Annotated in this window: 8 protein-coding genes and 2 pseudogenes; all 10 read right to left on the bottom strand. The window is 69.4% G+C overall.

Annotated elements, in window-relative coordinates; translation table 11 throughout:
* Positions 1 to 430 (bottom strand): type IV secretion system protein (locus tag KBA23_RS15110; RefSeq protein WP_290742574.1); only part of this gene is annotated, 430 nt, incomplete at its 3' end.
* Positions 431 to 449: 19 nt separating this feature from the next.
* A complete protein-coding gene (locus KBA23_RS15105; protein ID WP_290742572.1) occupies positions 450 to 755 on the bottom strand; it encodes a hypothetical protein in 306 nt (101 codons plus the stop codon).
* A 98-nt stretch (positions 756 to 853) separates the two neighbouring features.
* Entirely contained in the window at positions 854 to 1,573 is a 720-nt protein-coding gene (locus tag KBA23_RS15100; protein WP_290742569.1) for a type IV secretion system protein, read from the bottom strand.
* Positions 1,570 to 1,704 carry a hypothetical protein gene (locus tag KBA23_RS15095; RefSeq protein ID WP_290742566.1) on the bottom strand — a complete coding sequence of 45 codons (135 nt, stop codon included), beginning with the start codon at positions 1,702 to 1,704 and terminating at the stop codon, positions 1,570 to 1,572. The genes KBA23_RS15100 and KBA23_RS15095 overlap by 4 nt, the downstream gene beginning before the upstream one ends.
* Positions 1,704 to 4,061 carry a type IV secretion system DNA-binding domain-containing protein gene (locus tag KBA23_RS15090; protein ID WP_290742563.1) on the bottom strand — a complete coding sequence of 786 codons (2,358 nt, stop codon included), beginning with the start codon at positions 4,059 to 4,061 and terminating at the stop codon, positions 1,704 to 1,706. The genes KBA23_RS15095 and KBA23_RS15090 overlap by 1 nt, the downstream gene beginning before the upstream one ends.
* The gene (locus tag KBA23_RS15085; RefSeq protein ID WP_290742560.1) at positions 4,054 to 4,329 is read right to left on the bottom strand and encodes a VirB3 family type IV secretion system protein; all 276 of its coding nucleotides are present in this window, start codon (positions 4,327 to 4,329) and stop codon (positions 4,054 to 4,056) included. Before KBA23_RS15085 ends, KBA23_RS15090 begins: the two co-directional genes overlap by 8 nt.
* Positions 4,326 to 4,658 (bottom strand): TrbC/VirB2 family protein, encoded by a 333-nt coding sequence (locus tag KBA23_RS15080; protein ID WP_290742557.1) that lies wholly within the window; start codon positions 4,656 to 4,658, stop codon positions 4,326 to 4,328. Before KBA23_RS15080 ends, KBA23_RS15085 begins: the two co-directional genes overlap by 4 nt.
* Positions 4,658 to 5,251, bottom strand: a complete 594-nt coding sequence (locus KBA23_RS15075; RefSeq protein WP_366935325.1) for a lytic transglycosylase domain-containing protein — start codon at positions 5,249 to 5,251, stop codon at positions 4,658 to 4,660. The genes KBA23_RS15080 and KBA23_RS15075 overlap by 1 nt, the downstream gene beginning before the upstream one ends.
* 245 nt (positions 5,252 to 5,496) lie before the next feature.
* A pseudogene (locus tag KBA23_RS15070) lies at positions 5,497 to 5,616 on the bottom strand (IS5/IS1182 family transposase); the annotation flags it as partial.
* Positions 5,617 to 5,688: 72 nt separating this feature from the next.
* A pseudogene (locus KBA23_RS15065) lies at positions 5,689 to 6,108 on the bottom strand (keto-deoxy-phosphogluconate aldolase); the annotation flags it as partial.
* Between the last annotated feature and the right edge of the window lie 128 nt (positions 6,109 to 6,236).

Here is a 6,236-nt window from a genome sequence, read left to right as displayed (position 1 = left end):
CCAGGACAATCGAGAGCAGGCTGATCGAGAAGAAGCCGCTCTCGTCGGCCGCCCGATCGGAGAAGTCGAAGATCGACGTCACCATTTCGTCCAGCGCGCCGTTCAAGGTCGTCGTTGCCGACACGTCGAGAAGGGCAGCGCCGACCGAACTCGGGACATTGGTGAGCATGTCGTAGAAGGGGAGGAACTGGCCCCAGGAGCTCGCCACCGCCAAGATGATCAGGTAGCGCACGCCCCACTTCACGAAGTCGGTCACCCGCAGCGGCACCCACTGCATCATGACGTTGATCCCGAGGAATGCGAGGGACACTAAACCGCCAAGACGGATCGTCGTCGCTATCGGGCCGCCGATATCCACGAACACGCTCTGGGCATAGGTCGCCACTGCGCCATCGACCAGATCGAGCGTGTCCTGAATGTAGGTGGCCATTCTCGTCCTCCGCCAGCAGCTACTTCACCGCGCCGACGCCGCGGCAGTACTGCAAGGCCTCCAGGTGGCCCGTCCCCTTTGCCACCTCGGCGGTGTAGGCGTCGGCGAGCTGCTGGTTGCTGCCGCCGAAGTAGTCGGGCGGAATTGAGGCCTTGATCGCGCTCCAATCCCGTTGGCCGTCCAGACAGCTGATCGTGACGGGCTCTCCCGCGGCGTAAGCCGAGCACAGCTGCCGCGCTTTCTGTGCGTCCCAACGAGCGACATACAGGCTGACGATATTGATGAAGCCTGAGCTCCCACCGACCTGCGCCTTGACCTCCTTCATGGTCCCGAAGCCGTCCTTGCACGCGAAGGAGCCGCCGGCCGCCTGTGCTCCACCGGCCGTCATCAAGACTGCGGCAACCGCCGCTATTTGCCTCGTCCTCATGGGGTTATCCCTCCCGCTCCGACCTTCATGAACTCCCGCGACGCCATCTGCTCGCGGGTCATGAACAGCGCCTGTGCGCCGGTGGCGTTGGCCTGGGCCGAGAGCACCCGCAGGAGCTCGTTCATGACCTGCATCTGCTCGATCTGGACTCGGGTGTTGAAGTCGATCGCCGCCTTGACGTCGGTGTTGGCGTCGATCCGCGGCACCAGCTGGTTGACCCGGGTCATCGCCTCGTTCGCGCGGCTGTAGCTGTCCTCGCCGGTCGCCATCGCCGCGAGCGACGAGCCGCCGAGATTGGCGAGGGCCCGATACTGGACGATGTCCGAGCTGGCGTAGGGGCCGAGCAGGTCGAGCTGGTAGTTGCCCTTTAGCCGCTCGATGGCCGAGGCGAGGCGCGCGGTGTTGCCGAGGATCGGGCTGCCGGTGATGGCGCCGTCGACGATGCCGGTCAGGTTGGTCGCTGCGGCCCGCGCCGCGATGTCCTCGGGCGCGTTCAGGAAGGCACCGATGCCGCGGGCGCCGGTCAGGCTTTCGAGCTGGGACTTCATCGTCGCGAGCTGCTCGGCCTGGGTGGCGATCTGCTCGATCAGCTTGGCAACGCTGGTCGCATCGTAGACCGGCACGCCCTGGGCCGCGGCGCGGTCGACCGGAGCCGCGAGAACGGCAATCGCTGCTGCCGCCGCCAGCGCCACCACCTTGCGGATGCGTCGCGTCATGCCGGCACCGTCCCATCGCCGATCGGCGCCCAGTTGCAGACGCAGGGGCTGGTCTTGTCGGTGTAGCCGGCGCAGCCGGCAAGCGCTGCCGCTGCCAGCGCGATCCAGAGCCACCTCAATCTCGGGCGCATCAGGCAATCTCCTTCCAGAAGTCGGGGCGCTCGTGCCAGCCCTCGGAGGCCCATTCGCCGGCGCCGCCGCCGAGCACCTTCACCAGGGGCCCGAGAGACCGGAGGTCCATGTCGACAATGGCGCTGGCGCCGCCGGAGCGGATCAGCGCCAGCCTCGCCTCGAGCGCGCTGACGCAGGCGAAGTCGAGCTCGCGGTCGCTGAGCGCCAGCGGCGCCAGCTCCTCGGCGGTGTTGCGCGAGTTCGGGTAGAGGATCGTCGTCACCGCGGATTCGAGGATCGAGCCGCCGGCCTTGCTCTCGCGGATGTGGGCGACGCGCTGGGTCAGCAGCACCACTGCGACGTTCTTCTTGCGCATGGTGAGCATCCAGTCCTTCAGACGGCGCTCGAAGTAGGGGTCGTCGAGGAGCTTCCAGGCCTCGTCGAGGACGAGGAGCGTCGGCCGGCTGTCCTCGACCGTCCGCTCGATGCGGCGGAAGACGTAGGAGAGCCAGGCGGTGCGGACGGCGTCGGTGTCGAAGATCTCGGTGAGGTCGAAGCCGGTCACCGGATTGTCGAAGGAGAGGCTGTCGACACCCGCGCCGGAGAAGAGCCAGCCGAAGCTGCCGTCCGCGTCCCAGTCGCCCATGCGGTCGTAGAGCGCGCCGTCATCGTCGACCGAGCGGAACTGCCGGCGGAACGACGCGAGGGTGCGCAAGCCCGGGTCAGTCTCGGCGTTCGCCGCCACCGCCTGGGTGAGCGCCTGGCTCTGGATCGCGGTGAGCGCGCCCTCACGGGAGAGCATTGCCGCCAGCCAGTCCGAGAGCCAGGCGCGGCCGCGGTCGTCGGTCTCTGCAGCAAACGGATTGAACCCCGTCGCCTCGCCGAGCCGAACGGCACTGTAGGCGCCGCCCATGGCGCGGACCGGCATCTCGAGGCCGCGGTCCTTGTCGAAGACGATGACGCGGGCGCCGGTCCGTCGCGCCTGCGCGATCAGGAAGGCAGTGCCGAGGGTCTTGCCCGAGCCGGTCTGGCCGAGCACCAGCGTGTGGCCGACGGTGCGCTCGCCGGCTTTGCCGCCGAGATGGAAGTTGAAGCGGTAAGCACTTGACGAGACAGTCGGAAGGATGGTCACCGCCTCGCCCCACGGCGTCTCCGGCTGCCGAAGGCCTCCGGGCGCGGCGTGGAGCGCGGTGAAGTGGGCGAAGTTCCGCGACGAGACCATCGCCGCGCGGGCGCGATAGCCATGGTTGCCTGGATGCTGGGCGAACCAGGTCGCCCGGGCGCCGATGTCCTCGCGCACGAGCACGCAAGCAGCGCGCTGGCCGGAGGCCCGCACCTGCGCGGCCGCCTCGTCGAGCTCCTCCTCGTCGCGGGCGAACACCGCGATCGAGGCATGGTGCAGCCCGAAAGAGATGCGTCCCGAGGCGAGGTCGTCGGCCGCGTCGATCAGCTGACCGCGGAGCGACGCCGCGGCGTCGTCGGCCGCCCCCATCTGACGCACCGTCCGCCGGATGCGGGCGAGGGCCTCGAACTGCTCGATCGGCGTGAACGAGTGGGTGACGACGCTGTCGAAGTCGAGGTCGAAGTGGTCGAAGATGCCCGGCGCGGTCGAGGGCGGGTAGGCCTTGAGCGAGAAGACCGCGCCGAAGCGCATGTCGGTCGTCGAGGCGCCGGGCACGACGAAGCGATCGCCCTCGAAGCGCACGCTCGAACCGGCGACGAGGTTCGCCACCGGCTCGAAGCTCTGGGGCAGGGGGGTCGGCTCGAAGCGCCCGGTGACGAGCGTCCTGAGGAGCCCGAGCCAGCGCCCGTCGCCGACGGTCAGCCGCTCCGGGCCGGCGACGCCGAGCGTCTCCATCAGGTAGGAGACCGCCTCGTCCAACCGCTCGATCCGGCGGGTGAGGTGGTCGCGCTGCGCCGTCGCCCCCGCGCCGAAGAGCCGGGTCGAGAGCCCGAGGATCTTCTGCGGCCGCAGCACCACGGTCATGAACGAGCGGCGTTCGCGGAGCTCCATGGCGGCGAGCGCCGCCTGCCAGCGGCGATCGACCTCGAAGGCGAAGGGGTCGGCATCGAGCGGGGTGCTGAGCCGCGCGTCGGCGACGAAGGAGACGCGGTGGAGGTGGAAGCCGAGGTCGGGGGTCGCCTGGGCCACCACCGCCTGCACCGCGTCCGCCACGTCGCCGACGAGCACGCTCTCGGCGGTGGCAGCGCCGATCCCGTCGACCGCGAAGGTCGCCATGATCTCGCCGTCGCGCAGCATCAGCACGTCGTCGGTCAGCGCGGTGACGTAGGGCAAGTGCCGGATCAGGAGCGCGTCGTCGGCGCGCTCCTTCGGCTCCAGCCGGCGGCGGGCGAGGCTCTTCACGCTCTCAAGCACGGTACACGACCCCCTTGCCGCGGAGCCAGGCCGCCGGCAGCGGGGTGCGCCGGAGGCTGGTGAAGATCACGTCGAAGATCCGCGGGTCCCAGGCGGCGAGCGCCCGGAGCGCGGCGTAGCCGAGGACCGCGCTGACCGCGAACCAGACGAAGGAGAGCGTGGCGATGAAGCCGCCCATCACCGTCATCGCCAGGATGACGACGTAGGTGAGGGGCAGGCCCGCCATCGAGACGGGCCTCGTCAGCGCCTGGAAGCAGGGCGCGTTCACGCGAACCCACTCAGGATGGTCGCGGCCCCGAACAGCAGCACCAGTCCGACGCAGATCGAGACGGCGAAGCCCATGTTCATCCGCCCGAAGAGGAACATGATGCCGACGGCAGCGAGCGCGACGAGGCCGATCGCCCGGCCGGTGGTGCCGGTCAGCGCCGTGCCGAGCGTCGTGAAGAAGGTGTCGATCGGCGAGAGGTCCTGCGCCATCGCCGGGCCGCCGAGGAGCACCGTGGCGGCGAGGAGCGCCAGCAGCAGCCAGGCGAGCTGGGTGCCGGCGGGCGCGACCGCGGGGAGCCGGAGCCCGACCGCCTTCCGGGTGAGGAGCATTATCTTTTCCATTCGAGCACGGTTCCTTGTGCGGGGGCTGCGAGAGACGCGGGCTCGAGGACGCCGACGTCGTCATCGAGGGCGCTGGAGTCGTCGAGAGCGGTGGCGGTGGCGACCGCGTGCACCGGCGCCGGGCGGCCGGCCTTAGGACGGGCGGCTCCGGCGAGCTCGGCCGCGGCGGTGATCCGGGCGACATAGTCGCGGGTCTCGCGATACGGCGGGACGCCGTGGTACTGCGCGACGCGCTGCGGCCCGGCGTTGTAAGCGGCGAGCGCCAGGTCGACCCGGCCGAACTCGGCGAGCTGCGCCGTCAGGTAGCGCGCGGCGCCATGCAGGTTCGCCATCGGCTCGCCGGCGTCGACGCCGAGAAGCGCCGCTGTCTCCGGCATCAGCTGGCCGAGCCCGCGCGCGCCTTTCGGCGACAGCGCGCGCGGATTGAACCGCGACTCCTGGTCGATCAGAGCGACGAAGAGCCGGACGAAGTCTTCCTCGTCGAGGCCGGCGCCGGCGACCGCGGGATCGGCCGCGTAGACCTCGGCGACACCCTCGGCCATCGGCCGGTAGACGGCGCTGTCGGCATTCCGGGTGGACACCGAGACCAGCTTACCCGCACCCTTACCGGAAACGTTTCTCACATAATACCAATTATCGGCGCGATGCGTATCTGGCGAGACGAGGACGTTCCCCTGTCTGTCGAACTCCCAGACGTCGGCTTGAACCGACCCTCCGGAGAGAAGAAACGAGGCGCAAAGGCCGATGAAAAGCCGCGGCGTCTTCATCATCCGAACCACAGCATGTTGGCGATGAAGACGATCGCCGTCGGCGCCAGCAGCACCCACAGCCGGCGCGGCGGCGGCATGAACGGCGCGACCAACGCCCATTCCCGATCGGTCATGTCGCTTGCATAGCGCGGCGCAGCCCGCCGATACTCCCGGCGAGCGGTTTCAGTCCAAGGCATCCGTGGCTCCGTTCAGTCTGGAAACCGGACAGAATCACAACCTTCTGAAACCGCTCAACTCTTTTGAAGCAGGCTCTCAGCGGGGAAGAACTTTGCCACGCTGTCGCCGCGCTCAAGGAGCCTCATCGCTTCGGAGACAGTGGCAGTCCCGGCGAGAAGCGGCAACCCCTCGTCCTCGCAGGCGTCGAGCAGGGAATCCGTCACCCCGGGCGACACGCCGAAACGCGCGCCCGCGCCCTTCGCCGCCTTCACGTCGGCGGCGGTCAGAAGCGTGCCCGCCCCGACAACGCTCCCCTCGACCTCCGCCATCGCGCGGATCGCGTCCAGCGCCGCCGGGGCGCGGAGAGTGACTTCGAGCACCTTCAGGCCGCCCGCGACGAGGGCCTTTGCCAAGGGTCGGGCATGGACCAGATCCCTGCCGACGATCACCGGAATGACCGGTGCGATGCCGCAGAGGTCGCGGGCGTAGGCCGATGCGTCTTCGGGTTTCATCCGAATAGCTCCAGTTCTTGAGGAGGCCCGATCAAGCCGTCGCGGGGTCGAGGGTGCCGGCGGCATAGCGCCGCGCCATCTCCCCGAGCGGGATCGGGCGAATTCGGTCGGCTTGCCCGGCGGCGCCG

Source organism: Amaricoccus sp. (assembly GCF_017995835.1).
Classification (GTDB): Bacteria; Pseudomonadota; Alphaproteobacteria; order Rhodobacterales; family Rhodobacteraceae; genus Amaricoccus.
Note: the sequence above shows the minus strand (reverse complement) of the source record. Positions and strands in the feature narration are given on the sequence as shown.